This window comes from Eubacterium sp. 14-2 (genome assembly GCF_000403845.2).
Classification (GTDB): Bacteria; Bacillota; Clostridia; order Lachnospirales; family Lachnospiraceae; genus Petralouisia.
Genome location: NZ_KE159568.1, coordinates 1,442,634 through 1,467,933, shown reverse-complemented (window position 1 = coordinate 1,467,933; position 25,300 = coordinate 1,442,634). Strand labels below are relative to the sequence as shown.

Sequence of the window (25,300 nt, the reverse complement as noted above, 5' to 3'; positions counted from 1 at the left end):
TTCACTGGAATGAAACTGCGACAGCCTGAGGTCGCTTATCGTTGTCAACATGTTCCGTTTCTTTAATATGCAGTAATGCTGCAATCGCCTGATAAGTAGGACGTGCCATCTGGTCATTGCGAACCGGTACCGGCGTAGGAGCCTCACCTTTCGCATATTTGGCAGCATTCTTACCAATCTGGCGGAATGTTTCCATTTCAATCAGAGGAGCCTGTGAAAACAGCTCCAGGTTGCTGAGGGGCGGAAGATCCTTCTGATGGATTACCGTAGTACCCTTGGACTGAATGCCGATACCGATGCCTGAACCTGAATATTCAGCTGCATCGTGAGCGATAAAGGAAACATCAGATGTGCGGTATACGCGAACCACACGCCATTTTAATCCTTCTTCCTCAATTCCGGCAATAATCTCACGAAGCACTTTGTCGTGAGGCTGATGAATAATGGTCTCGGTCTGATAAATACCAAAAGCCGGTGCCAGACCGATAACAACTTCATCGGGAGCCACGCCCTTTGGTGCGTCACCCTGCTCGGTCAGAGTCATCTTGCCGGCTGCGGGCAGACTTACAGGTGCAGATGCTGCAGGCGCTGCTGCTGCAGGTGCTGACGGGCTGGCCATTTCCTTAATTACTTCTTCAATGACGCTACGCAGTGTTTTTTCGTCAAAAGTCATATCTCTCACACCTCCTTCTTAAATGTCTTCCGGCCGAATAGCATTCGGAATATCGCTGATCTGTTTCCATCTCTCTTCGCTGATCTGGTAGCCAGTCATCGGTCCATGATAATCATTCGGCGCATTGACAGCAGACAATACATGGAAATTGTCTCCGAAAATTGAAGCTGTGTGGAGATAATCACCTGCAACCTTCTGACGAAGCATGTTGTAAATATTCTGTGCCACATCCGGGAATCCTGATTTGTCAAGAGCTTTCACAAAATCAACACCCGTTACATTACGTGCCATCATATCTTCAATAGCTTTCAGGTCTTCATTTACATTACGATCCGGCATGTCATTGGAACCATTTGCATAAGTTGCTGCTTCCACTTCCGCATCAGTAATTGGCGGCAGACCCAGTTCACGGAACAGACCCTGAAGTGCACGAGCCGCTTTATTGCGGGCTTTGATAACGTCCTCTTCACGTACAGGCTGTAAACCACCGTCAATCTTCATATCGCGCTGGATAATATTCCAGTCATCATAGTCTTCTGCATCCCAGTTGGAGCCTGCGAACATATTGTCGTAGTTCGGTGTTGCAGAATAACCAGAGCATATGTAATCGGTGCCGGAGAAGAACTGAGGTACGCTGCGGGCCACACGACGCAGATCTGAATGAGTAAAGGTCTGGTCATTGGAAGTGGTGGATTCAAGATCCAAAAGCATTGCAATCAGGTTCTCAGCAGCGATTGCACGGATACCGCCCGGTACGCCTGCCGGTACGCCCACGCATGATACGGAACCATTCTGTGTTCCCTGGACACCTGCGCCCTTGGTAACTGCCAGGCAGCGAGCTTCCAGATACAGCATGGATTTGCCTTCAGCATAACCCATCTGAACTTCGGAACCTGTTCCGGAGGTGAAACGCATTTTCAGGCCGCGGCTTGCATAGCAGCTTGCCAGGAATGCTTTAGAGTAAGGAGTATCGTCACCGTCCATGAATACCGGCTCGGTACCATATACGGAAATTGTTTCAGCATAAGTGGTGAAACCACGCATACCAAGCATTAACTCTGTAGCTTCTTCCAGCGCACACTGTGTCATAACTCCGGGACGTCCTACCTGAGCGCCTACCATAATTGCAATTGCATTAAACGGAGCATAACGTGCAATACCAACTGTTGTTTCCATTTCAGCAAAACCACGTACGCCGGCTTCTGCAGCGTCAGCAGCAATCTGAACAGGATTATCCTTAACGTTGGTAACATGACACTGGTTTGCAGGCATCAGGCGGGCACGCATCTTTGTCATACCCATCATGATTTCCACAATTGTCATTTTTCCTACAACCTCAGTAAGTTTTGCAGGAGTAATGGAAAGTGTAATATCCAGAATTTCCTTACGGGAAACATTAATATCTATAATTTTACGTGCAATTTCAAGTGAATCCAGGGCCATTGCCTTTTCTGCATTCTCCAGACGAATTGCATGGTCTGCAATAAAGGTATCCAACATATCAAAATCAGCGCGGCACTTACCGTCCAGCTCTGTTACGCGCCCGTTTTCAATCTTGATGCTCGGAGTCGGATCGAAGGGGCTGTTCATTGCAATCAGACCAACCTCAGGCCACTCCTTGACGTAACCGTCCTGATTTACCGGGCGGTTCGCCAACACTTCAAAACGTTTTGATTTCATAGCTTACAGCTCCTTCCTGATTAAAGAATGTAAGGGGTAGTGGTTGATTTCAGCTCCTCATCCGGCGCCAGGCTCTTCAGTAACTGAAGTCCTACGTCACGAGCTGCAATAATCGCCTGCTTCACCGCACCGGAATCACCGGAGAAGAAGTAGTTTACTTCGTTGGAGAAGCTGGTTCCGCCATTGCCAGGTGTTGCGATGGTGATAGCATCAATGGTTGCAGCCTTGGAAGCCGCATCTGCCAGAACCACACCGATACCTGCCGGAGCACCTACGGTAATACCAAAAGCCTTGCCAAGAGGTGCACCCCATACTTTATTTAATACATAAGAAGCGCGGGCACTGTACTGGAACTCCAGATGTCCTGCACTGTTACCGTAAACATCGCCCATTGTACGCGGAATCTCGCGCAGGCAGACTTCTACTGCACGACGGGCATCCGATACATCTTCAGCTCCGAAAATAATCAGGGAACCGTGTCCTGCACCGCCTTCTGTGTCACGGGGACACTCTACCAGAAGACATTCACTGTTTGTTGCTTTTACTGCCTCATCAGCTGCAAAAATCTGCGGACCTGCACCTACGCGGTCACTGATGATGCCGATAGCACGATATTTAGGATCAATTTTAAGTGCTTCATGAACCTGATGGTCAACGTTTGCGATAACCAGTCCGATTGTATGGCCCATTGTTGTGCCAACATACTCTGTCAGGTTGCATTCCGGTGAAGCAGCTGCAGGAGCTTCGCAGCATTTCTCCTCTGCAGGAGAAGCAACGGCGCCCAGCCTTTTCATAACTTCTTCTACGATGTTGTTGTTCAGTTCATCCATGTGTTTTCCCTCCAAATTAATTTTTTTGCTTTCACAGCGTTCTCATAAAGGTGGTGGGTTTCTCCGGAAATCCCGAAAATCATTCCATATTCGGAAGGATCTTCTCCACATCTGTATGCGGTCTTGGGATTACGTGACAGGAGACAACCGTTCCGACTTTTTCAGCAGCGATGGAGCCGGCGTCTACGGATGCTTTCACTGCACCTACATCCCCGCGGACCATAACGGTAACCAGACCGGACCCGATTTTCTCATAGCCAACCAGAGCCACATTTGCAGATTTAACCATTGCGTCAGCAGCCTCAATAGCGCCGACCAGACCTTTTGTCTCCACCATACCAAGGGCTTCTCTTTGCATTTTGATTCCTCCTTGTTTTGTAAGTTTTGCGCGTATCCGTCAATTTCCGTATTTCCATGAACTGTCTGTTATAATTCGCGTCCTGGATTCCTGTATTTTTCTGAAATAAATTGCGGCATACCCACATGATTGGTTAATTTGTTGCTATTTCCTATTATACTAAAATCCTGCTTGTACTTTCTTGTCCTAATCAGAGAATTTTTTGTCTGATGTTTTGTTTAATTTGCACAATTAATTTTTCCTTCATCACGAAACAGACGTCAGGCTGCCTTCTTATCTGCACAAAGGCATAATCTCCTGATTTATTTTTATAAAAATGCACATAATTATCTTTCACGCTAAAGCGCGAAAACGTCTTCCTGTAGAAGAAAAAAGAATGCGCTATACGCATTCTCCGCGCGCGAGCGGATTGCGCAGCAATAAACATCACCCCCGCGAGCTGCGCATCATTGTTTTGTTCTTCTATAGGAAATCCAGAGGAATTTCCTATAGAAGAACAAAGCGGGACTGCCTGCTGATTTCTCAGCCTGGCACTCCCGCTTCCAATTTCCTGAATGTCTGTAATTTAATCCGTTAAAATATTTTACTTCTTTGATTAACCTGTAATCTGGTCAATCAGAACTGCTGCTTCTTCTTCAGTTGCCCTGCGCGGATTGGTAGCGTAAGTGGCATCTGCCAGAGCAGCCCTTGCCAGCTCTCCGCGCATTTCTCTGACTTTGGACAGATCAGCGCCCCATGCCCTGAGCGTGGGAGGAATCTGCATCATCTGATTCAGACGCTCTATTTCACTGATCAGATTGGCAACGCCAAGCCGCACCGTGGCAGCCGGAAAATCCATAATCCTTGCAATACGCTGGTATTTTTTTGCTGCCAGAGAATACTCTCCGCCCACCACATGAGATAAATTTGCATTAAAGGCCAGAACTTTCGGCAAAAGCATGGCATTAATACGTCCATGGGCAATATGGAATTTCCCGCCGACTGCATGGGCAAGTCCATGGTTAATGCCCAGTCCGGCGGAATTAAAAGCCAGTCCCGCCATACACGCCGCATTCTGCATCTCTGTCCGGGCAAGTAAATCCTCCCCATCCTGATAAGCAAGAGGCAAAAACCGGAACACCAGAGATACGGCTTTTTCACACATGGCGTCAGAAAAATCATTTGCATTGGTTGAAACATAAGCCTCCAGGGCATGTGTCAGCACATCCATGCCTGCATCGGCTGTCACAGACGCAGGAGCGCTGGCGGTAAGAGACGGCTCAAGGATGGCCACAGGCGGACGCAGCGCCTGGCTGTCCAGAGGATACTTGAGACCTCTGGCATTATCTGTAATTACAGCGTAATCTGTAACTTCGGAACCGGTGCCGCTGGTGGTAGGCACAGCAAAGCATTCCATATGGTCCGCCTCAGCGCAGAGTGTCTGCTTTGCAATGGCCCGGATAGCCTTTGCCGCATCAATGGTGGAACCGCCGCCCACAGCAATCACGATTTCTGCCTGGCAGGCTGCAAGGGCTTTTACTCCCTCAGCCACCACTTCAATGGGCGGATCCGGTATTACGCCGTCAAAAATGCTGACTTCACACCCTGTCAGATAGGTCATTACTTTGTCTATGGTCCCTATCTGCACCATAAAGCGGTCCGTAACAATAAGAACACGCCGGCCTTTCACCCGGCGCAGACGCTCCAGAGCACCTTCTCCAAAAAATATCCTGGTACTGAAACTGAATTCCTGCATCATAACCTCCATTCTGCCGCTGACGCCTGCGGCGCAAATTCCAACGGAAAACTGTATGCCGCAATGTCCATCGGAGCAGGCGCTGCAGACATATACACCCGATTCAAAGCCCCCATTTTACAACCTGTTCTGCCGGAATTACCTGTTCAGACAGTCACTCCGCCGCAGTGAAATTCCCGGTACTCCGTAGGCGTCATTCCCACTTTCCGCTTAAAAGCCTTACTGAAATAATTGGCTTCACTGTAAGAAAGCTCATAGGCAATGCTGATGACAGGCATGTCCGTTTCCACAAGCATTTCCTCAGCAACAGCTATTTTACAGTCTGTAACGTAGGTAATGAAGTTGACCCCGGTAATTTTCTTAAAAACCCTGCTGAAATAATAAGAACTCATATTTGCATATTCTGCAGCCTGATCCAGGCTGATGCCGCCCCTGACGTTGCGGTCAATAAAGTTGATCACCCTCTGCTCACTGTCCACCTGATAACTGCTGTCTTCTTCAAAAACAGTAAAAATCACATCCAGCATCTTTTTCAGTACAAGGTAGGTATCATATTTCTGCACCTGCTGGTCAAATCGAAGCCTGAACTGTTCCATCATACATGCCAGTCTGGTCCGGGCAGCAGAACCCAGAGGATCTCCCAACTGTACAAGTCCTTCGGCAAACCGAAGCACCTGAAACCGAATCATACTTTTATTATGTATATCTTTGTGAAGAGAAGCAAGGTAATCTTTTGCAACATCTGTGCACTTTTTATAACAAAAGGCCCGCATCTGCTCAGCCAGAAGTTTCAGATACTGTTCCCGCCGCTGTTCCTCTCTGTCATTTAATCCGGGGGAAGCCTCCCGTTTCAGGGCTCGAACTGCTGCCAGCAGCCAGGCCGGACGGCAGGGTTTGAGCAAATAATCCTGCAGTCCCAGCCGCCATACATGAGGTGCAATATCAGCACGGACTCCTGCGGAAGTCACCAGAATCGGGGTATCCGGCGATACCTGCCTGGCCTTCGCCATCATGTCGCACCGGCGCAGATCAAATCTGGGTACATCTGCAATCAGCAAATCCACATTTTCTTCTCTCAGCATACGGATTGCCGTTTCTTCTTCCGCTATGGGAACAATTTCTGTGGACTCCAGCCCTTCAGCCAGAATATTTCGGGTAATTTCACGCTCCAGCCGGTTCTCATTCAACACTAAAATCTGGCCCATTCACTGCACACCTCCTTATCCGTCTTTCTTATGAGGCAGCCGGAAGCAAACCATCTGTCCCGGCTTTTCCTCCTTTCCAGGTCCTACGGAAAGGCCATACCGCTTTCCAAACATCCGTTTCAGACTCCTGTCTGAATCATGAAGGGAAAATCCCTCCTCCTGAAAAAATCCCCCGGACCGGTCATCCATCTCTTCCAGCGTCATTCCTTCATTATCGCTGACTACCTGAATTATCACGTCTCCCTGTTCTTCTTTCGCAAGAATTTCAATTTCATGGGTTTCCCCAGCCTCGCATCCCTGAACAGCCAGTCCCACAAGCGGTTCCAGAACCATGTAGGGACAGTTTGCATCCCAGTATTCCTTTGGAACTGAAATATGAAAGCGAAGAGCGTCCCCTACCCAGGCTTTCTGAACACGCAGCAGAGCGCCTATATAGTTCAGTTCTTCTCCCAGTGTGGAAATTTCATGTTCTGATTCCGTTACATAACGCATAATATCCGCAAAATCATATACCATGGCCTCTGTCCTGGCGGCCTTTTCCTGGAGAGCCATCTGTGAAATAATATTCATCACAAAGAAAAAATAACGCAGTTTCCCCTGATTTTTAATACTTGTAAGTTCACGTTTTCGAAAAGAAAACTCTGCACCGGGACAGGTTTTACACTGTTCCCCAGCGTTTATATCCTCAGATTCCGGCAGCCTGCCCGTCTGCCCGTTACTCTGCATCATAAACAGAATCAAATCATGCAGCACTGTCACTGCCGATTTAATCTTCTCATAGGAGACTGTCTGAGTTTCATTATACGCTTTATCCAGGTCCTTATCTTTCCTCCAGTCTGTCTCAACCGGCAGAATCCTGTCCAGTTCCCCTTTTTCATCCCGGTTTAACCGTATCTGGCCTCCCATCAGGGAACCCATATAAATACCGTCGCAGATCAGCGGCAGGGCAAAATCCACCAGTCCTGCATGACAGCGGTAGATATAAGGCTCTCCGGTAATAGCAGCCTGCAGACCTCCATGGGCATCACACTGTTTGCACATTTCAAAAAATCCCTGATGCTTCCGCCCAAGCTGACAGTAAGGGGTAAAACCACTGTAATGCGTAATGGGACATCCGCGATAGTCCACTGTCACAAAAGCCAGTCCCATGGCCCTGGAACAATTATCCTGCAGCATTTGCAGAAAACCGATATCAAGATAATCCGATATATTTTTTGATTCTTTCAACATACAATCCATCTCCCGATATGATTCTGTCTCTCAACACTCCAGACAACTTCTGTCCGTCTTTGTATAAATTGACGACAAAAAAATTCAAATCTGTCTTTTATTTTAATTATTATAACAAAAAAATCCCATCCATACAATTCTTTTTTGTGATTGAAAAATTTTTTACCCTGCCTGTAATATTATTTTTTCTTTCAGAAACTATGAACAAAAAGATTTAAATAGAAATATTATCTTTCTGCCATACTCTATAATACACTGTTTTTATGACTAATCCTGAAAAAAAGTATATCATCTGAAAAATTTTTCTGCCGCAAAAAAATACAGGCAAATTTTTACCGGCAATTTTTTACAGGTTGACATTAATGTGGAACTAATCTACTATAAAATTACATTGTGGAATTCAGAGATTTCCATAAATAAACATCAGTCAGATAAACTTACAGAGAAGTCGGGTGAAAATCCCGCGCGGTCCCGCCACCGTAATATGTACTGAAATATGCAAAATACATTAAGCCGGTTCGCTGTATCTGTCTGGTACAGATTCACGATCGATGGACTTGTACATACACCAACGTTGCGGCATTCTGTTTCCGCAACCTGTATGTTATATAAACGCTCTTTCGAAGTGAAAGGGCGTTTTTCCATGTACAGAAACTTTTCCAATGAAACCTTTTATGACCAGGAATCTCCTTTCCAGTCTCTGATTGATACGGGAACCTGTGTCATCCGCATTCCCAATCGTGACACCATAGCAGGAATCAAAAGCGACATCAAATTTCTGGCTACTGTTCTTGACGCACCTGAAGAAGGAGAAATCCTGCTGGAGGATTTTGACGCACAGCTTCAGGAACTGGCTGATATTGCATCCAAAATCCCACAGGAAGAACACAAACGGGTTTATTTTGAAATTGCTCCGGCTCCCAACATGTACAGCTGCGGCAGCGGTTCTTTCATCAATGAAATGATAGAATGGATTGGTGCTGAAAATGTCCTGGCCGACCAGTCAGGCTGGTTCACAGTAGAAGGAGAAACTATCGTATCTGCCAATCCGGACTTTATCTTCACAAATGCTGATTATATGGATGATCCCGTACAGAAAATTCTGGACAGAGACGGATGGGCAGATATTTCCGCCATCGCCAGTAAAAATGTATACAGCATTGACAGTAATTCTTCCTCCCATTCCAACCATACCATTGTAAAAGCCATGCGCCAGATGGCCGAAATTCTTTATCCGGATTATTACACAACAAAATGAAATATTCCACAAAAATGACTGTACTGTTTATTGCAGCATTGGCCGCACTTCTTTTTGGTATCGGCATTGGCAGTGTATATATGGCCCCTGGAGATATTCTGGCCATTATTTTAAATCACTTTTTTGGCACGTCACTGTCAGAAACTCTGCCTGCCAGCTATCCGGCCATGGTACTGAATATGCGCCTGCCACGGGTGATACTGGCGTTTTTCACCGGGGCTGCACTGGCAATAAGCGGTACTGTAACCCAGTCCATCCTGCAGAACCCGCTGACCTCTCCTTTTGGCCTTGGCATATCTTCAGGCGCCGGACTGGGTGCGGCCACGGTAATCGTATTCGGTCTGACCGTAACAGGACCAGGCACTTTTCTTCTTCCTGGCGTAAGTCTTGGATTTGCCCTGATTACCGTATTTCTGGTGGTATTGATCTCCTCCCGGCTGGACAGCAGTGTTTCAAACGTAACCATTATTCTGGTTGGTACTGTATTTTCTCTGTTCTGTAACGCTGTTATGAATCTTATGGCAACCAGTTCACCGGATTACGGTGAACGAATCCAGATCTGGCTGATGGGCAGTTTTTCCATGAAAGAATGGAACGCCGTATGGGTACTGGCTCTGGCCACTGTTTTTGGACTGATTTTCTTCCTGTTTCATTCCCGCGAGCTGGATGTGATGACTTTCGGTGAAGAATCAGCACAGGCAATGGGCGTCAATTTGCTGAAACTCAAACGTATCCTTCTGGCTGCCATAGCAGCTCTTAGTGGAACCGCAGTAGCTTTTGTGGGTATTATAGGCTTTGTAGACCTTATTGTACCTCATATTATACGCCGCTGGTTTGGCGCAGCTCATAAAAAAATACTGCCTGCCAGCGCTTTGTTTGGTGGTACTTTTCTGGTACTTTGTGATCTGGCGGCCCGGACACTGATTCCTGCCCGTGAAATTTCCATCGGCGCCATCACATCACTGTTGGGCGCACCTTTTTTTCTGTATATCTTTTTTGCAGGACGCAGGAATCGATAATTTGCCGATGAAATAGAAATGGAGGTTATTATGCTTCGAATTGAACATTTAAGCTGCGGCTATGGTGGACCGCCCATTGTAAAGGACGTCTCTTTCCATGTAAAAGAAGGAGAAAAACTGCCCTGATGAGTCAGTTTTCTCCGGCCACTTTCGACTACACTGTCTATGAAACCGTTATGCCGGGTCGTTATGCCCACCAGTCAAAAGGTCTGCTGTCAGGAGAAAGTGCGGCTGATCGTCAGATAGTAGAAGAAAGCCTGCGGCTTACAGGCACTCTGGACCTTCGAGAACATCTGGTCACCAGATTGTCCGGAGGACAGCTTCAGCGTGTATTTCTGGCTCGTACTTTCGCCCAGGAGCCACAGGTCATTCTGCTGGACGAACCCACCAATCATCTGGATTTGCGTTATCAGGTAGAATTGATTGAAAGTTTAAAAACCTGGTCTGTTGCCGGGGGTCATTGTATTGTAGGAGTATTTCATGACATGAATCTGGCCCTGTCCTTTGCAGACACCCTGCTTCTGCTGAACCATGGACAGGTGGAAAGTTACAGCAGCCTGGATAATTTTGATCTTTCTCTGCTGGATAAACTTTACAATATGAATGTAAGAAGCTATATGGTATCTTCTCTTCAGCGATGGGTGTGAAACAGTAAATCTGATTTGCAGCCACAGGGTACTTACCCCAGGCATAAGCCAGTTATCCGCGCAGACGCGGCTGCCTGGTTTATTGTTTCCGGAAAGACAGCATACCATCTCCCGTCCGGAAAACCGTATGCTGTCCTCATCCTTTTACAGTCTGTCTCTGATATTCAGATTAATTCTCCATTTTCTTCTCCACCAGAAATCCTCCCCCTTCCAGTTCATCCCTGGCTTTTTTCATATTCTGAAGCCCATAAACCTCCATATACCCTCCCGTCACCTGACAGGATTCCTTAAAAATTTCCTCCATCTGACCTCTATCCATGTAAATTTCGTTTCCCGGACTTTTCAGAATACCGGCAACATATCCCTTTCTTACATGACCTCCTTCATCCGTTATGGACAGAGAAAGACTCTGATACTCATCCGTCCAGCTTTTTATCTGTTTTTTATCAGGACTGTATCCGTGTTTGTCAGAAAACATCTGAAATGCAACTTCACCGAAAAACAGCGCCGCTGTATTTCCCAGAACAAGATTCCCCTCTGTTTCCTTAAAGTTCAGCGGATACTCTTCCAGACTGACTCCCACCAGGCTGGTTTCCAGGGTATATTCTTCCAGCCCCACTGTCACCATAGTGGAAGCAGATGGTTCAAACCTGCAGAGACCGGAAATATTCTGTAACTGTTCTGCAGTTTTCTCTGTCAGTTCCCGGTCAGACTGGATGTAAAAACCATAGATTTTCTGCTCTTTCTGATAATTTTTCCACAGATTTGAACAGAAAACCATCAGAAAAATAACTGCTGCACCGATAACAATATCTTTATACAGATTACGTCTTTTCATGATTTTTCCTTTCCTGACCAGGAATTTTTATGCATTTCGGAAACTCTCCAATAATGCTTCATCCGCAGATAAAGCCATATGATAATCAAAATCAGCACCAGAAAAATACCTGCCAGAATAGTTATCCACCACTGATTGGTTTTCGGAGCTTCCTTTTCCACTTTCAGTTTCACAACCTGCGGTTTTTTAATGGCGGTGTGAAGTTCCTGACTGGTTTCCACCGGTTCCCCCTGTTCATTTTCATAGGAAAACACCACTGTACCGGTGGTATCGCCATATTTTTTTCCACCTTCATCAATCACATTTCCCTCATTATCCATGGTCAGGTTGCCGGCAAATACGGAAATCTCTCCGTCTGCAGAAGAACCTGCCTCCATGGTTCCAAGAAACAGTTCCTTCTCCGGAAACAGCCCTTTGCCTTCCAGACGTATTCTGACATTATAAATGACCGCAAGACCCGTGTTCTGTATCTGAAAAGTCAGCAAATCCGTATCTGCCTCATAAATACTGTCCGGAAAAGAAAGATTCGTAAGCTCCGCCTGAGGAATCTGCACCACAGACAGAGTCACTGTCTCCGTGGAAGTACAGGCAGTCCCCTGTTTATCCTCATAGTCAAACTGAAACTGTACTGCTACGGACTCTGCCGCCGCTTTTTTTCCCACAGTCACATGCTGAGACAAATCCATGGAACCTCCGGCCCCCGCCCAGTCAAAATACCAGGAAGTCTTTTCAAAGATAATATCTCTGTTTTCACAGGTCATGGTCACCTTTACATTTTCCATGGCATAACTTCGGCTGCAGTTTCTGGCAGAAAGGGACCAGAGTGCCTGTGTTCCGGCTTCCAGAGAAGCCGTCTGCAGACTGTTATCTGTTATCATAACTCTGGGCTGATGGATAATCTGTTCTCCGCTGCCTGAACCTCCTGCTGGCTGGCCTGATTCTTCTCCTGCATCCGGCAAAACAGAATCCGGCACCTGATTTTCCATGGTAAAATCTGAATTTTCCTCCGGCGGATTTTCTTCGGAAACTTTTGGGATTCCGTCTGTAATTTCCACATAAATGTTAAATTCCTGCTGCAGCCGTTCCTCTGACGTCTCAGCCTGCACCCACAGGCGCAGGGGATACTGACCGTTTACCCGGTCTTCCTTTAACTGAATTCTGCACCGGTACAGATAAATTCCATCTTCTGACTTCTTTACTTTTTTCTGATAGTTTTTATAGTAAAAAGGGCTGTTTTCCTCACGCTCAAAAGAAATACCCACAACGATTCTGTCCTGCTCCGTTTCCTGTTTCATCATAAAAGGAACCACCAGCGTCATGGTATTTTTCTTAACAGAAGGTTCATATCCTTTGGAAAAAGGAGCGTTCATACCCTCGTACTTTTTATTGGCGTCAATGGTGATAAATCCGCCTTTTTTCTGACTGTCATCCGAAATTATCAGACCCTCCGCCCTGACCGTGACAGACACAGCCAGAACAAAACACAGAATGATACTTATCAGAAAAAAACCCTGTACCCGATTTTTCCCACACAATTTTCTGCATCTCTTTTTTCTGCATCTCATACTTCCTGTATCCTCCCTCCGTCCATCTCATAAACTCTGTCGCATAAAATTCGGATATCTTCGCTGTTGTGACTGGCCAGAATAATGGTTTTTCCATTCTTTTTCAAATCCAGAAGAAGATTTCGAATATCTTCCACTCCATGTTTATCCAGTCCGTTAAAAGGCTCATCCAGAATCAGAAATTCCGGATCTTCCATAATTGCCTGGGCTATTCCGAGACGCTGGCGCATCCCCAGAGAATATTTTGCCACAGATTTTTTTAATCCTGGATCCAGTCCCGCTTTTCTTATGGTCTGGCGGATTTCCTCTCGGGAAATTTTTCCTTTAAGCCCGGCCAGAATTTCCAGATTCCGCATACCTGTCAGATTTGTCAGAAATCCCGGTGTTTCTATAATTACGCCGATACTTTCCGGAAAATCAATCTCTGTTCCGATGATTTTCCCCCCAACCCGTATAAATCCTGCTGTTACCGGAAGAAATCCACAGATACATTTCATCAGAACCGTTTTTCCGGAACCATTATTACCGGAAATTCCGTAGACTTTTCCCTGTTCCATACTGATATTAATGTCATTTAAAATCACGTCGTCCCCGAATTTTTTCGTCACATGACTGATTTCAATATAAACGTCCATGTTATTTTCTCCATAAATTCCTGTTTCAGGCCAGTACCCCCGTTGCTGCCATATCTGCACATCTCCTGGCTGTGGAACTAAATTTCCCGCAGCCTCCGATATAAAATCAGGCTGTGTATCAGCATTACTGCCAGAGAAATCACCAGGAAAAATATCCAGATTCCCATCTGGTCTGTTCCCCAGTCTTCCTGGCATACAACCCATTCTCCCGGATACCAGGCATACAGTTTCGGCAGATACCTTTCTTTTAATATAATCATCATATAATAAATGACGAAGGGCAGCCCGTAAGCCATATAATAATTCCGAAAAACCACTGCAAAAATACCGGAAAATTCTGCCAGGATTCCTCCTGTAAAGCTGATGCGCAGAAGAATTTCCAGAACACTGCGGATTTCTTTCCAGGAAATACTTCCTTTCAGTTCCAGAGGATAGAGAAAGAAAAAGCAGAGCAGAAATCCTCCGGTCCCCGCCAGAAAAAAGGGCAGAAATCCTCCGGCGTAAATCCTCCAGGTTTTTGTTCTGATATACTCCATCCGGCTGGTTCTGGTAAGATACAGTTTTAAAAATCCACTGGAGGATTCCCGCACATAGGCAGCTCCCGGCGAAAGCACTGCTGCAACAGGTATCAGAAACAACATGGTCTGAGCTTCCAGTGCAGTCTGATAAAATTCAAGAAAACTTCCCGGATTTAACGGAATTTTTGCCTGATAGAAAGGAAATCCCAGCGCCATGGCCAGAAAACTTACCAGCACGGCAGCCTGAAATCCTCTGTCCCGTAATAATTCTTTCATACGTCAATCTCCTGTAAAAGAACTAAAATTGTATTTTTTCAGTGTATAAAAGGAAAGAAAGGACAAAAACAGCAGCAGTACAAGAAATATCATACAGGACTGGCCAATAGACGGAAGCACATCATACCCAAAATCATGCATTCCGTAAGTGGCATGGTTCAGGGGGCTGACCCACCCGGTAATCCTCCGTACCAGAAACATTTCGTATTCTTCTTTGCGGAGTATTTTCGCCAGAATATCGGGATTCAGAAGGAACCCGAACAGACTGTAAAACAGCCCGGCGCCGATGGCAGCCTTTCTTCCTGATTTCATCTGAAAAAGCAGCATCAGAAAACTTAAAGTTAAGGCATAGCAGATTAAGAGAACCATAATCTGAAAGCTGCAGGACACCGGAGTGGTACTTTCCATCACCTTTACTGTGGATGGAACGGATAAATCCCTCCCCATACCGGAATAGGCCAGAAGGGCCGCTGTCTTGCTCCAGATATTTCCAGGATAAGTTTTCTGCATACAGAGAATTCCGGTCACCAGAAGCACATATGTCATATACAGCACGGTTACCAGAAAAATATAAAAAAACTGTGCCAGCAGCCACCGGCTCTTTTTCATGCGAAGAAGCATATAAGGGGTAAAAGGACTTAATTTCGGCAAATCCAGAAACAGCAGAATCAGCAGCAGAGAACAGAGCAGAATGGAATCGGCGTCTCCAAAAGTCCAGATAAAAGGCTCCAGTGCCTGCATGGAGGAATCATAATAATCTGCCACCATCATGGCCCGGTCGCTCAGGAAAAAACAGAGAATAAAGGAAAACAGAAAGGTGATGATTACCCTCGGATTTTTAAAAAATCCAAGGAAATTCCATCTGACTGCCGCTGTTACCTGTCTTGCCCCTTCCATCTTCCTGTTCCCCTTTCTTCCTGTGATAAATCAGTATCCAAGCCCCCGGTCAATAATCGTTCCGTCCAGAGCGTTGATGGTCAGCATACTCTGTCTGGAATGTTCTCCCGTATTTATTTCCGTATGGTCTTCATACTCTGTCTGAGAACCTCCGAATACGTCCCACACCGGTACCATAATCCCTGTGGTACTTTCCACGGTGGGATCATAGATTCTGGTATAGCCCAGCTGAATTTTATTCACATGATATGTCATATTTTCTGCATACTGCAGAATGTCTGCATTGGATATTTCCATCATCTGCTCATATATCTGCATAACGCTGTCAAAATCCATCAGTTTTACATTTTCCGTCTCAATCCCTTCCACATGATAAGGATTGTAAATTTCCACTTTCTGAATACCGTCATCTCCCACAATCACTTCACATCGCTCATAGCTCCAGGGAACCAGCGTACTGTCCGCATCTTCCCAGGCTCCTCCATAAGAATCTGTAAAGGTTACAGGTATTCCATCCAGCACTCTGCCGAAATAAAAAACATATCCCGCATCCAGTAAAGTCTCTTCTGTAAGGTTATCGTATCCGCTTTTCAGAAGGGAATAGTCCCAGTCTGTGATTTCCCAGTCCCAGCCCAGTCTGTCTATTTTTTCTCTGGCTGTTTTTTCTGCATCTTCATAGGAAATATTCAACATGTTCTGAATGGTTTCTTCTGATATGGAAGGCTGTTTTCCCTCTTCTTTGGATATATATTCATTGTCCAGTTCAATCCTTCCATCCCACCAGTTCTTCGGCACCCGGAAATCTGCCATATCTTCTCTGGTTTTCTGAATCAGCACCCGCACATCTGCAGTATATCCGTCGCTTCCGGAAATGGTATAAGTGTAAACCCCGTTGTCAGTCTCCACTGCACCGCTGAACCTGTTATCATCCACCCGCTTTGTGGCTTCCTCTCCATATCCTTCCACCCATTCCAGTCCAAAAGAAGGCGTTACTTCGATTTTTTCTATTTCATCCGGCGCAGTTTTCATATTTTCCTCATCGTATTCAATTACACTGTCAATATCAAAAATTTTGCTTCCGTCTTCATAGGTTCCCAGATTATAAGGGTCCAGATTTCCTTCTGCCTTAAACTTTTTCAGCATTGTAATATCCTGCTGATACTGTTCTTTGGTCCACTGAAAATAACCATACTCCTGATAAATCTTATCCCCTTCAAAAAATGCCTGAGTTATTTTATCAATCAGTTCCTGATTCATTTCCTGTGCTGTTACTTTATAAGTGTTCATATGATCGCCTTCCGGTACCAGAATTTCCGCATCCGTATCAATCACCAGATTTCCGTTCTGGTAGGAAGCCTTATTCTTATAGCGTTCCGGCGTCTCCAGCACTCTTTTTACATTTTCTTTCTTTTCTTCCGGATTTCCCTGTTTCTCCTCTGTTTCCTGTTTTTCTTCCGGATGTTCTTCATTACTTTCATACTTTTTGATATTGTCTGACTTTTTCTGCCGTACAATGGTGTCCTCTGGTGTCTCCTGACAGCCTGCCAGCAGACCCATGCAGAGTATGGATATAAAAACTGTCCCCCATCTCTTTCTGAAACCTGTTTTCCTTTGTTTTACCTCTCCCATTTTTTCTCCTTCCCGTTTCTTTATGAAATATATGTTCAGTAACCAAGCTCCCTGTCAATCACAGTTCCGTCCAGAGCATTGATGGTCATAAAACTCCGTTTGGAATGCTCTCCGGAATCTTTTCTGGAATATTCGTCCATTTCAGAATCAAATCCGCCGAAAAAATCCCAGACCGGTACCAGAATTCCTGCTGTATTATCTACTGTGGGATTATAAATTCTGGCGTAACCCAATTTAATTTTTCTGATATGGTAAGTCCTCTGTTTTTCAAAGGACGTCACATCCGCATTGGATACTTCCATCATCTGTTCATATATTTTTATAATGCTGTCGAAATCCATCAGTTTTACATTTTCTGTCTGTATTCCTTCCACTTCATAGGGGTTATATATTTCCACTTTCTGAATCCCGTCATCTCCCACAATTATCTCACATCGTTCATAACTCCAGGGAATCAGCGTACTGTCCATATCTTCTAACGCTCCGCCATAAGAATCTGTAAAAGTAACAGGAATTTCATCCACTACTCTGGTAAAATAAAAGATATATCCGCTGTCCATTATATTATCTTCAGACGTCATTTCTTCTCCATATTTAAACACTGCATAATCCCAGTCTGTCAGCTCCCAGTCCCAGTCAAGCTGACTTATTTTATCTTTTGCAGCTTTTTCTGCATCTTCATAGGAAATATTCAGAAATTTTTTTATGGTATCTTCCGATAAAGGTTCATATCCATCTCCCTCAGAATCCATCAGATATCTTGTCTCCTGCCATATGGAAAACATTCTTTCATCCGGTAAATCCTCCCTCTTTTTTTCAATATCAAACTTTAAATCTCTGGTATTGGTTCCACTTATGATATCATAACTGTAAATTCCATGATCTGTTTCCACCATACCCCGGAACTCTGTCTCATCCACTACTTTCTGTGCTTCTTCTCCTTTGCCATCTACCCATTCCAGTCCAAAACATGGCTTAACTTCTTCTTTTATCACCTCATCTGGAGCTTCTGCCATAAATTCTTCCTCTCTGGCAATCACCTCATCAATGTTAAAATGTAATTCCCCGTTTTCATCTTTTCCGTATTCGTATGGATCTGTATTTCCTTCTGCCTTATACTGTTTCAGTCTTGTAATATCTGCCTGATACCAGTCTTTTGTCAGCACATTATAAGTATAGGAATGGTAAATCTTATCTCCTTTAAAAAAAATATCAGTCACTTTGTCAATCATTTCCTGATCTGCTTCCTGGGCAGAAACATTATAAGTATTTATAGAAGCCACTTCCGGCAGAATTACTTCTGCATCTGTGTCTATAACAAGGGCCCCGTTTTCATAGGAAGACAGATTTTTGTATGTTTCCGGCGCCTTAACCATATCATGAATGGAACCTTCAGAACTTTCATATTCTTTGATGTTATCTGAACCCTTCTGCTTTACAATAGAATTTTCCGGTGTTTCCTGACAGCCTGCCAGAATGCTGATACAAAGCAGAGCTGCAGGAACTGTTATATATTTTCTCTTCATAAGCTCCTCCTGTCATGTTGATAAATTAATGATAACAGCTTATGTTCCGGGAATATTCACTCATTTGTAAAGGATTTGTAAAGATTGCCTCAGAAGCCGATTGTACCACTGAATGCTTACAGTATTTCTTATCAGATAGAATAATAAATAAATCCGGCAGTTTTCTTTTTCTACCGGATTTTTCCGTTTTTCCTGTTTTCCACAGATCCATATGAACTCCCTGGCTATTTCACTGTCTGTTTTGCTTTCCCACGTTCTATTCCCTGTTTCATTCCACGCTCAATACCCTGTTCTATTCCTTCTTCCAGAATACTCATTCCAAGACCATCCATATGAGACACCTCCTTCAACAACTCCTTATTCTGAGAAAAATCTATATATTTTTGTATTGTGACCAGAAAATCTTTTTTCTGTGGATAAAAAATTGCACTTAAAAATTCCATCAAATCATCTTCTGTGGGACATTGAGGACTTCCCAGTCGAATAAAATTGTTTCATTCACGGATTCAGTATTACAGCAATCCTGGTCCCCTCCCCCACCTTACTCTCGATTTCCATATTTCCATGGTGTACTGCTGCAATCTGCTCACAGAGAGCGAGCCCAAGCCCCATATTTCCGCTTTTTCTGGAACGGGATTTATCCACACGATAGAAAGCCTTACGGACTTTATCCACTTCCTCTGCAGGAATTCCACATCCTTCGTCCCGAACCCACAGAGATTTGTCATCTGCACCCAGATAAATACGACTCCCCGGCTTTGAAGCCATGATACTGTTATTAATCAGATTTATCAGGAAACTGGTCATCAGATCTGAATCCAGTTTTTTGATTTTCCCCTGATAATTTCCTTCCCGCACAAGAATTATTCCTGTTTCCTGAAGCCTGTGCTTCATGCTTTCCTCCACTCCGTCAAACAGATCCTCTACTGAAATATCCTGCTGAGAAATCTTACATTCCGGTTCATATAATCTTGTCAGTTCCATCATTTTTTCTGAAAGACGGGACAGCCTCCCGCTTTCCTGATATATATAGTTAAGGGATTTTTTCTCCTGCTCCGGAGACAGATTTACATTCAGAAGAGTTTCTGAATAACCCCTGATGGCAGTCAGGGGGGTTTTTAATTCATGGGACATGCTTCCAATCAACTGTCGCTGAACCTCATTAACTGCCTGAAGAGGCTTTGTAATTTTCTTAATAAGAAATACAAGAAGCAGCGCCATTCCAAAAGATGCTGTAAAAGAAATCACCAGTTCCTGAATCACCAGATTTCGGCTTTTTTCATAGAGATAGGTTATGTCAATCCCGTAGAAAAAAGTATATGTCTCCTGGCTGTTGAGACGATATCCTCCATTAAATTTCTCATATATAACAAGAATATGCCTGCCATTCATCCGTTCCTGCCTGAAATTATAAGAATACCCGTCTTTTTGCGCATTTGCCTGTTCCACATTGAACTCATAGGGACTGCTGTTATACAACTCCTGCTCTCCTTTGTATAATGCGGAATGCTCCGGCATATTTTCCCGAAAATGATAAACCATAACATAATCCGGTATCCCATTATTATACTTTGATATGAAAAGTTTTTTATTCAACTCCATAACAGCATTTTCAAAAATCCTGATTTCTTTCTCTTTCAGAAGGTCAATTTTTTCCTGCCGGCTGGTAAAAATCACATAAAATGAAAAAGCCTGCGCCAACACAAAAAGCATGGTTGACGCAGTCAGAGCAATCTTCTTTATCATATCCATCAGGGCACCTCCATCCGGTAACCGACTCTTGGCACTGTAATAATCACATCAGAAAAATCCAGTTTTTTCCGGATATTTCCCACATGGACATCTACGGTCCTGCTCTCTCCCTCAAAATCCACACCCCAGAGAATATTCAGAATCTGATCTCTTGTAATTACCCGGTTCCGATATTTCCAGAATACCAGCAGACAGTCAAATTCCATGGGCTGCAGGGAAATTTCCACCCCGTTTTTGTGTACAGTCCTTTTCTTCTCGTTAATAACAACATCCCGAATACATATTTCCTCCACAGTTTCATCTTTTGAGCAGCGTTTCAGAATATTATCTATACGAACCAGAAGTTCCAGCATTTCAAAGGGCTTAACAATATAATCTTCCGCCCCGCTTCTCAATCCTTTTACCTTACTGGGCAAATCACCTCTGGCAGTCAGATATATAACCGGAATATTATGCTCTTTCAGTTCCTCCAGCAACGCAAATCCATCTTTTCCCGGAAGCATAATATCCAGCAGTGCCAGTGCATAATCATCCTGTTCCTTCAGATGACGGCTGAATTCCTCTCCGTCAAAAAAGGGCACAGGCTGATATCCTGTGATTTCCAGATTCATACATATTAAATCGTTAATGGCTGTTTCATCTTCAATTACCAGTATTTTTTTCATATTATCACCATTTTTATTATAACGAAAAAAGGAAAAGAAACCACAGGGTTTTCTTATTTATCCCTGAATCTCCAGAAGTTTTTTCTTCAGTTCTCCTTCCAGACGATACATTTCCTGTTCTGCCTCCCGGCGTTTTTCCTTCCCTTCTTTCTGAATACGCATTACCTCATCCAGCGTGGAAATCAGAGATTCATTTGTTATACGCAGTGTTTCCATATCCACAATGCCCCGTTCGGATTCTCTTGCTGTCTCCACAGTGGCAACCTTCAGACGCTCTGCATTCTTTTTCAGCAGTTCATTCGTCAGATCCGTTACTTCCCGCTGGGCCTGAGCGGCCTGAGTGGAATGCTCCACGCCCATGGCCAGAACCATCTGGCTTTTCCACAGAGGAATGGTATTTACAATGGTGGACTGAATTTTTTCCACCATAATGGTATCATTATTCTGTACCAGACGAATCTGAGGCGCCGTCTGAATGGAAATCATTCTGGTCAGCTCCAGGTCATGGATTTTCTTCTCAAACCGGGTGCACAGAGCTTCCAGATCCTTTGCCTCCTGCACGTCTTCCGGCAGTCCGGAGCGATTTGCCTTATTAATCAGAGCAGAAAGTTCCTCTTTTCGAACCTGTTCCAGCTTCTTCTTTCCTGCCAGAATGTACATGGAAAGTTCCTTAAAATATACTTTATTCTGCTCATACATCTTGTCCAGAACAGCGGCGTCTTTCATAAGCTGTACCTGATGGCTTTCCAGAATTTTACAGATTTTACTGACATTTACTTCAGCTTTATCATATTTTGCTTTCAGGGCAGTTAATTTGCTGGAAGATTTTTTGAAAATTCCCAGAAATCCTCTTTCTTCCTCCGCATCAAATCCTTTCAGCTCCGTTACCACGCCGGTAAGCAGAACACCGATTTCCCCAAGATCTTTGGTCTGTACATTTTCCAGAGCTTTCTCTGAGAAATCTGCCATTTTCTTCTGAGTTCCCGCTCCATACTGCAGCACAATATCGGAGTTATGCAAATCTATCTGACTGGTAAACTGATCTACCATATGACGCTCTTCTTCTGTCAGTATGCTGTCATCCCAGGTCGGTTCTTTCGTCTGTTCTTCCTTTACTGCTGCAACTTCTTCTTTCTCCGGAAACGGCTCCAGCGTCAATACGGGTGCATTTGCAAATTCCAATCCTTCACTCATGATTATCCTCCGTTTCTGTTTTTCCTGATATCCGTCTGTTTCACTGTTTTTAATAAAATTAATTCCAGATTTTACTTTTTGAAATCATCTTTTGTCAGACCTTCCTGAGCCAGCATGGTATGCAGTACGGAAATATCAGAAGATACATCCCAGGCCACATCCTCAAACAGGCTGTCCAGCAATTTTTCAAAAGCAATGTTTAAAGTATCCAGCGTCTGTTCTATCTCTGTTTTGGAATTCCTGATGTTTTCTCCCTGTACCGGCTGATTCTCCAGCTGCTGATAAGCATCCAGCAGCTTCACGGTAGTTGGCAGATAATATTCCATAAGTTTCTGAATATCCTCCAGTGAACCAGGATCCTCTTTCACCCGTTCAAAAATCTTCTGTATCAGCATTTCCATATGAGAAATTTTACGGGATATTTCCACTCCTGCAATTTTCCTGTTGCATTCCTGTATTTTCCGGATATACTCTTTTCCCTCAGAAATCACTTTCTGTACCTCCGGATGAAGAGAATCATTTTCTCCATGGCACGTCTGCCTCTCCAGCTCTTTCTGCTGAATCCGCTGTTTCTGAATATTTTCATATTCCTGATAAGTATCATGGCTGACAATCAGACAGGCATTGTCATGATCCAGATGTCCCTGCCGAAACCATCCCCTGTCAATCATTTTCTTAATATCCTTCAGAATAAAATGAGGAGATTTTCCACGTTTATCCGCCAGTTCTCTGATATTACAGTAAGTTCTTCCATGCAAATCCGCTATATATTCCCTGTAACGTTTTAAGGCAGACAGAATACTGGTTCCTTTCCATGCCATAATTCCGCTTACCAAAAGAAACGGAACCAGAACAGAAAGCGCTATCTTAATTCCAATATTAAAATTTCCCAGAAACATGCCAGTGAGAATCAGTATAATCACAGCTGTTCCGATTCCGATACTGACCGTATAACCGCAAACTGTCAGCACCAGGCCTCCGGCTTTTAAGGATGTATTCTTTTTAAAAAGTTCCGGTCTGGCAGAAACTTCCATCTTCTCCGATTCCCCGGATTTATTTTTCTGATCCTTTTCTTCCCCGGTTTTACAGCGCCGTTTTTCCGGAAAAGACTGGGAAACTGCCTGGTTTACTGCCTCTCCCGCTGTCTTCAGTCCATTCTGGATGCTGCTGACCGCTTCGTTTACAGTATTTGTAATGGTCCGGTTCAACTGACGAAAATCCTGGGAATTTACTGCTTCTTCTACAATATTACGAATATCTTTTCCAAATTTTTCCCATTCATTATCCATAGATTCCTCCAAAAGTAAATCTGACTTATGTACCTATCTTATTATGTACCATCATCTTTCCAAAATCAACACTTTAATTGGTATTGTATTATTTTTTACAGGATGGTAGAATAAATTACCACACAGGAAAGTGAGAAAACATATGAAAACATATCATGATTTAAGAGAACTGTTAAACCGCATTGATCACAGAGGTTATCCGGCTTATAAAGATACAGCAGGAAGCTATCAGTTCGAAACTTATGTGCTGTCCATAGACCATGTACAGGGAGACCCCTTTGCCGCCCCTTCCAGAGTAAGTATTCATGTTTCCGGAAAAAATGCCGGATTTCCATCAGATTTATTTCAGGAAAAACATAAACGGATTGCTCTGCAGGACTATCTGATTCGGAAATTTTCAAAAGAAGTGGAAACCTTTACCTTTAAGGCAAAAGGATCCGGCAAAAGCGGACTGATGTCTGTCAGCCGCTGCGGACAGGAAATTCTGGAACGGACCGGCTGTGAAATCCAGCCTGATGGAGGGGTTATTATCCGTATGGAAATCGGGTTTCCTGCCAACGGCAGAACCATAAACAGCCGGGAATTAATTAAAATCCTGTTTGAATTTCTTCCAGGATGTGTGAAAAAATCAATGTTCTATGAATCTCTCGATAAAAAATCAGTTCAGAAAAACGCGGAACTGGCAGAAGACCAGAAGTTTATCCGGACACAGCTTTCCCGTCTTGGACTGACCGCTTTTGTGGCCAACGGCTCTGTTCTGCCCAGAGAATCCGGAGTGTCTGACCGTCCCATGAAGAAGGCCGTTCCCTTCCAGTCACCCAAATCCCTGGAAGTTACACTGGAACTGCCCAATCTTGGAGCTGTTACAGGTATGGGCATCCGTCAGGGCATTACCCTGGTGGCAGGAGGCGGTTACCACGGCAAATCCACACTGCTGAAAGCACTGGAACTTGGCGTTTACAATCACATTGCCGGAGACGGAAGGGAATATGTGATTACAGATGATACCGCTGTAAAAATCAGGGCGGAAGACGGAAGAAGTATCAAACACACAGATATTTCCATGTTTATCAACAATCTTCCCAATAAAAAAGACACTGTCCGCTTCTGTACTGAAAATGCCAGCGGAAGTACCTCTCAGGCAGCAAATGTGGTGGAAGCCATGGAAGCCGGAGCACAGACTCTGCTGATTGACGAAGACACCAGTGCCACTAATTTTATGATAAGGGACGAACTCATGCAGAGGGTAGTAAACCGGGATTCTGAACCCATCACCCCTTTTATTGACCGGGTACAGGAACTTTATGAAAAATACGGAATTTCCACTGTACTGGTTGCCGGCAGTTCCGGTTCCTATTTTCACAAAGCTGACTGTATCATCCAGATGAACCACTATCTCCCGAAAGACATTACGGAATCGGCCAGAAAAGAAGCAGAAGCATTTCCCATTCCCAGTGAAAAGGCACCTGCCAGTCAGAAGCCCTCTTTTGACAGAGTGGTAAAAACAGACCAGAGTTTTCGTAAAAATGACAGAATTAAAATGAAAACGCAGGGCAAAGACTCCATTCTTATCAATCGGGATACCATTGATTTAAGATATGTGGAACAGCTTACAGACACAGAACAGCTTGTTACGCTGGGACATCTGACAACATACGGACAACTCCATCTGTTTGACGGAAAGAAAAGCCTTTCTGAGACAGTGGAAGAACTCTTAAGACTTCTGGATAAAAAAGGCCTTGCCGCTGTCTGTAAAGGAAATTATGTTCCCGGCGGGCTGGCCATGGTACGAAAACAGGAAATTTTTGCCTGTCTGAACCGTTATCGTTCACTGAAAATATAGTATTTTAGAACAAAGAATCCTGCAAAGCAGGATTCTCC

At 44.3% G+C, this 25,300-nt stretch carries 22 protein-coding genes and 1 riboswitch; of the genes, 4 read left to right on the top strand and 18 right to left on the bottom strand.

The window, feature by feature from the left end:
- Window position 1 precedes the first annotated feature (1 nt).
- From C805_RS23565 to C805_RS23535, 7 genes are all read right to left on the bottom strand, one after another.
- Window positions 2–673, bottom strand: coding sequence for a propanediol/glycerol family dehydratase medium subunit (locus C805_RS23565; RefSeq protein ID WP_016216560.1), 672 nt, complete (start codon window positions 671–673; stop codon window positions 2–4).
- Window positions 674–691: 18 nt separating this feature from the next.
- Window positions 692–2,353, bottom strand: a complete 1,662-nt coding sequence (locus C805_RS23560; RefSeq protein WP_016216559.1) for a propanediol/glycerol family dehydratase large subunit — start codon at window positions 2,351–2,353, stop codon at window positions 692–694.
- A 20-nt stretch (window positions 2,354–2,373) separates the two neighbouring features.
- On the bottom strand, window positions 2,374–3,183 hold the full coding sequence (gene pduB, locus C805_RS23555; RefSeq protein ID WP_016216558.1) for a propanediol utilization microcompartment protein PduB: 810 nt from the start codon (window positions 3,181–3,183) through the stop codon (window positions 2,374–2,376).
- 79 nt (window positions 3,184–3,262) lie between these two features.
- Window positions 3,263–3,541 (bottom strand): propanediol utilization microcompartment protein PduA, encoded by a 279-nt coding sequence (pduA, locus tag C805_RS23550; RefSeq protein ID WP_016216557.1) that lies wholly within the window; start codon window positions 3,539–3,541, stop codon window positions 3,263–3,265.
- 595 nt (window positions 3,542–4,136) lie between these two features.
- Window positions 4,137–5,276, bottom strand: coding sequence for a 1-propanol dehydrogenase PduQ (locus tag C805_RS23545; RefSeq protein WP_016216556.1), 1,140 nt, complete (start codon window positions 5,274–5,276; stop codon window positions 4,137–4,139).
- Between the two features lie 146 nt (window positions 5,277–5,422).
- A complete protein-coding gene (locus C805_RS23540; RefSeq protein WP_016216555.1) occupies window positions 5,423–6,481 on the bottom strand; it encodes a response regulator transcription factor in 1,059 nt (352 codons plus the stop codon).
- A gap of 15 nt (window positions 6,482–6,496) precedes the next feature.
- A complete protein-coding gene (locus tag C805_RS23535) occupies window positions 6,497–7,711 on the bottom strand; it encodes a PocR ligand-binding domain-containing protein (RefSeq protein ID WP_016216554.1) in 1,215 nt (404 codons plus the stop codon).
- Window positions 7,712–8,136: 425 nt separating this feature from the next.
- A riboswitch (adenosylcobalamin (AdoCbl) riboswitch) is annotated at window positions 8,137–8,279 on the top strand.
- A gap of 75 nt (window positions 8,280–8,354) precedes the next feature.
- On the opposite strand from C805_RS23535, the gene C805_RS23530 reads away from it, so the two are divergent.
- From C805_RS23530 to C805_RS23520, 3 genes are all read left to right on the top strand, one after another.
- A complete protein-coding gene (locus C805_RS23530) occupies window positions 8,355–8,969 on the top strand; it encodes an ABC transporter substrate-binding protein (RefSeq protein WP_016216553.1) in 615 nt (204 codons plus the stop codon).
- A 14-nt stretch (window positions 8,970–8,983) separates the two neighbouring features.
- Complete coding sequence (locus C805_RS23525) at window positions 8,984–9,988, top strand: FecCD family ABC transporter permease (protein ID WP_242832710.1); 1,005 nt, start codon at window positions 8,984–8,986, stop codon at window positions 9,986–9,988.
- 125 nt (window positions 9,989–10,113) lie between these two features.
- Window positions 10,114–10,635: an ABC transporter ATP-binding protein gene (locus C805_RS23520; RefSeq protein WP_016216550.1), complete on the top strand. Its 522-nt coding sequence runs from the start codon at window positions 10,114–10,116 to the stop codon at window positions 10,633–10,635.
- A 169-nt stretch (window positions 10,636–10,804) separates the two neighbouring features.
- Here C805_RS23520 and C805_RS23515 read toward each other — a convergent pair whose 3' ends face one another.
- From C805_RS23515 to C805_RS23470, 11 genes are all read right to left on the bottom strand, one after another.
- Complete coding sequence (locus C805_RS23515; protein WP_016216549.1) at window positions 10,805–11,473, bottom strand: hypothetical protein; 669 nt, start codon at window positions 11,471–11,473, stop codon at window positions 10,805–10,807.
- The gene (locus C805_RS23510) at window positions 11,470–13,038 is read right to left on the bottom strand and encodes a COG1361 family protein (RefSeq protein WP_016216548.1); all 1,569 of its coding nucleotides are present in this window, start codon (window positions 13,036–13,038) and stop codon (window positions 11,470–11,472) included. Before C805_RS23510 ends, C805_RS23515 begins: the two co-directional genes overlap by 4 nt.
- Window positions 13,035–13,673, bottom strand: a complete 639-nt coding sequence (locus C805_RS23505; protein WP_016216547.1) for an ABC transporter ATP-binding protein — start codon at window positions 13,671–13,673, stop codon at window positions 13,035–13,037. The genes C805_RS23510 and C805_RS23505 overlap by 4 nt, the downstream gene beginning before the upstream one ends.
- A gap of 77 nt (window positions 13,674–13,750) precedes the next feature.
- A complete protein-coding gene (locus C805_RS23500; RefSeq protein WP_016216546.1) occupies window positions 13,751–14,467 on the bottom strand; it encodes a hypothetical protein in 717 nt (238 codons plus the stop codon).
- Window positions 14,468–14,470: 3 nt separating this feature from the next.
- On the bottom strand, window positions 14,471–15,364 hold the full coding sequence (locus C805_RS23495) for a hypothetical protein (RefSeq protein ID WP_016216545.1): 894 nt from the start codon (window positions 15,362–15,364) through the stop codon (window positions 14,471–14,473).
- Between the two features lie 30 nt (window positions 15,365–15,394).
- The gene (locus tag C805_RS23490; protein ID WP_016216544.1) at window positions 15,395–16,993 is read right to left on the bottom strand and encodes a DUF6034 family protein; all 1,599 of its coding nucleotides are present in this window, start codon (window positions 16,991–16,993) and stop codon (window positions 15,395–15,397) included.
- A gap of 35 nt (window positions 16,994–17,028) precedes the next feature.
- Window positions 17,029–18,519 carry a DUF6034 family protein gene (locus C805_RS25565; RefSeq protein ID WP_016216543.1) on the bottom strand — a complete coding sequence of 497 codons (1,491 nt, stop codon included), beginning with the start codon at window positions 18,517–18,519 and terminating at the stop codon, window positions 17,029–17,031.
- 498 nt (window positions 18,520–19,017) lie between these two features.
- Entirely contained in the window at window positions 19,018–20,271 is a 1,254-nt protein-coding gene (locus tag C805_RS25560; protein ID WP_016216540.1) for a sensor histidine kinase, read from the bottom strand.
- Window positions 20,271–20,936 (bottom strand): response regulator transcription factor, encoded by a 666-nt coding sequence (locus C805_RS23480; RefSeq protein ID WP_016216539.1) that lies wholly within the window; start codon window positions 20,934–20,936, stop codon window positions 20,271–20,273. The genes C805_RS25560 and C805_RS23480 overlap by 1 nt, the downstream gene beginning before the upstream one ends.
- 57 nt (window positions 20,937–20,993) lie before the next feature.
- Window positions 20,994–22,130 carry a toxic anion resistance protein gene (locus C805_RS23475; RefSeq protein WP_016216538.1) on the bottom strand — a complete coding sequence of 379 codons (1,137 nt, stop codon included), beginning with the start codon at window positions 22,128–22,130 and terminating at the stop codon, window positions 20,994–20,996.
- A gap of 71 nt (window positions 22,131–22,201) precedes the next feature.
- Window positions 22,202–23,419, bottom strand: a complete 1,218-nt coding sequence (locus tag C805_RS23470; RefSeq protein WP_016216537.1) for a 5-bromo-4-chloroindolyl phosphate hydrolysis family protein — start codon at window positions 23,417–23,419, stop codon at window positions 22,202–22,204.
- Window positions 23,420–23,561: 142 nt separating this feature from the next.
- On the opposite strand from C805_RS23470, the gene C805_RS23465 reads away from it, so the two are divergent.
- Window positions 23,562–25,262 (top strand): ABC-ATPase domain-containing protein, encoded by a 1,701-nt coding sequence (locus C805_RS23465; protein ID WP_016216536.1) that lies wholly within the window; start codon window positions 23,562–23,564, stop codon window positions 25,260–25,262.
- The last annotated feature ends 38 nt before the right edge of the window (window positions 25,263–25,300 follow it).

Excerpts from the sequence above, each read along its gene's own strand:
- C805_RS23565 (WP_016216560.1), bottom strand. The coding sequence starts at position 673 with ATGACTTTTGACGAAAAAACACTGCGTAGCGTCATTGAAGAAGTAATT.
- C805_RS23560 (WP_016216559.1), bottom strand. The coding sequence starts at position 2,353 with ATGAAATCAAAACGTTTTGAAGTGTTGGCGAACCGCCCGGTAAATCAG.
- pduB (WP_016216558.1), bottom strand. The coding sequence starts at position 3,183 with ATGGATGAACTGAACAACAACATCGTAGAAGAAGTTATGAAAAGGCTG.
- pduA (WP_016216557.1), bottom strand. The coding sequence starts at position 3,541 with ATGCAAAGAGAAGCCCTTGGTATGGTGGAGACAAAAGGTCTGGTCGGC.
- C805_RS23545 (WP_016216556.1), bottom strand. The coding sequence starts at position 5,276 with ATGCAGGAATTCAGTTTCAGTACCAGGATATTTTTTGGAGAAGGTGCT.
- C805_RS23540 (WP_016216555.1), bottom strand. The coding sequence starts at position 6,481 with ATGGGCCAGATTTTAGTGTTGAATGAGAACCGGCTGGAGCGTGAAATT.
- C805_RS23535 (WP_016216554.1), bottom strand. The coding sequence starts at position 7,711 with ATGTTGAAAGAATCAAAAAATATATCGGATTATCTTGATATCGGTTTT.
- C805_RS23530 (WP_016216553.1), top strand. The coding sequence starts at position 8,355 with ATGTACAGAAACTTTTCCAATGAAACCTTTTATGACCAGGAATCTCCT.
- C805_RS23525 (WP_242832710.1), top strand. The coding sequence starts at position 8,984 with ATGACTGTACTGTTTATTGCAGCATTGGCCGCACTTCTTTTTGGTATC.
- C805_RS23520 (WP_016216550.1), top strand. The coding sequence starts at position 10,114 with ATGAGTCAGTTTTCTCCGGCCACTTTCGACTACACTGTCTATGAAACC.
- C805_RS23515 (WP_016216549.1), bottom strand. The coding sequence starts at position 11,473 with ATGAAAAGACGTAATCTGTATAAAGATATTGTTATCGGTGCAGCAGTT.
- C805_RS23510 (WP_016216548.1), bottom strand. The coding sequence starts at position 13,038 with ATGAGATGCAGAAAAAAGAGATGCAGAAAATTGTGTGGGAAAAATCGG.
- C805_RS23505 (WP_016216547.1), bottom strand. The coding sequence starts at position 13,673 with ATGGACGTTTATATTGAAATCAGTCATGTGACGAAAAAATTCGGGGAC.
- C805_RS23500 (WP_016216546.1), bottom strand. The coding sequence starts at position 14,467 with ATGAAAGAATTATTACGGGACAGAGGATTTCAGGCTGCCGTGCTGGTA.
- C805_RS23495 (WP_016216545.1), bottom strand. The coding sequence starts at position 15,364 with ATGGAAGGGGCAAGACAGGTAACAGCGGCAGTCAGATGGAATTTCCTT.
- C805_RS23490 (WP_016216544.1), bottom strand. The coding sequence starts at position 16,993 with ATGGGAGAGGTAAAACAAAGGAAAACAGGTTTCAGAAAGAGATGGGGG.
- C805_RS25565 (WP_016216543.1), bottom strand. The coding sequence starts at position 18,519 with ATGAAGAGAAAATATATAACAGTTCCTGCAGCTCTGCTTTGTATCAGC.
- C805_RS25560 (WP_016216540.1), bottom strand. The coding sequence starts at position 20,271 with ATGGATATGATAAAGAAGATTGCTCTGACTGCGTCAACCATGCTTTTT.
- C805_RS23480 (WP_016216539.1), bottom strand. The coding sequence starts at position 20,936 with ATGAAAAAAATACTGGTAATTGAAGATGAAACAGCCATTAACGATTTA.
- C805_RS23475 (WP_016216538.1), bottom strand. The coding sequence starts at position 22,130 with ATGAGTGAAGGATTGGAATTTGCAAATGCACCCGTATTGACGCTGGAG.
- C805_RS23470 (WP_016216537.1), bottom strand. The coding sequence starts at position 23,419 with ATGGATAATGAATGGGAAAAATTTGGAAAAGATATTCGTAATATTGTA.
- C805_RS23465 (WP_016216536.1), top strand. The coding sequence starts at position 23,562 with ATGAAAACATATCATGATTTAAGAGAACTGTTAAACCGCATTGATCAC.